The following is a 785-nucleotide window of genomic DNA, read 5'->3' as shown; positions in this document are numbered from 1 at the left end:
GCACTCGTACTTCAGCGACCGCCACAGCCGTTCGATGAACACATTGTCCATCCACCGGCCCTTGCCGTCCATCGAGACCTGAACCCCGGCGTCGGTCAGCACGTCCACGAAGCGCGGGCTGGTGAACTGGCTGCCCTGGTCGGTGTTGAAGATCTCCGGCTTGGCGAACTTGGCGATCGCCTCTTCGAGCGCCTCGATGCAAAAGTCTGCCTCCATGCTGTTCGACAGCTTCCACGACAGCACCTTCCTAGTGGCCCAGTCCATCACGGCCACCAGGTACAGGAAGCCCCGGCGCATCGGGATGTAGGTGATGTCAGCACACCAGACCTGATTGGGTCGATTGATCACCATATCCTTCAGCAGATACTTGTATTTCTTGTGTTCTGGATGCGGGATCGTGGTCCGTGGCTTCTGGTAGATCGGCACAAGCCCGATCTTCGCCATCAGCCGACGGACCCGCTTGCGGCCAACCCCATGGCCCACCCGGCGCAGATGCCGGGCCATCTGGCGCGAGCCATACCACGGCGTGTTCATGAACTGCTCGTCGATCAGACGCATCAGGGCGAGGTTGGCATCAGTCTCGGGGGCGGGCTTTTGGTAGAAGCCCGACCGGCTGATCGCCACAAGCCTGCACTGCGCCACGATCGAGAGCGTCGGGTGATCCGGCTCGATCATCGCGCGCCTCCGGTCCAGGCTCATCGACCGAAGGCTCGCGCTAAAAAATCTCGCTCCACGACCAGCTGGCCGATCTTGGCGTGGAGCTTCTCGACGTCAGCCTCACGGCT

The 785-nt window shown here is 61.8% G+C and carries 1 pseudogene; it reads right to left on the bottom strand.

The features are described 5' to 3' along the window. Positions 1–785, bottom strand: a pseudogene (locus B7364_RS07950) (IS3 family transposase); the annotation flags it as partial.

The sequence above is a fragment of the Aquidulcibacter paucihalophilus genome, from assembly GCF_002105465.1.
GTDB classification, from domain to species: domain Bacteria; phylum Pseudomonadota; class Alphaproteobacteria; order Caulobacterales; family Aquidulcibacteraceae; genus Aquidulcibacter; species Aquidulcibacter paucihalophilus.
This window is presented reverse-complemented; position numbering and strand designations above follow the sequence as displayed.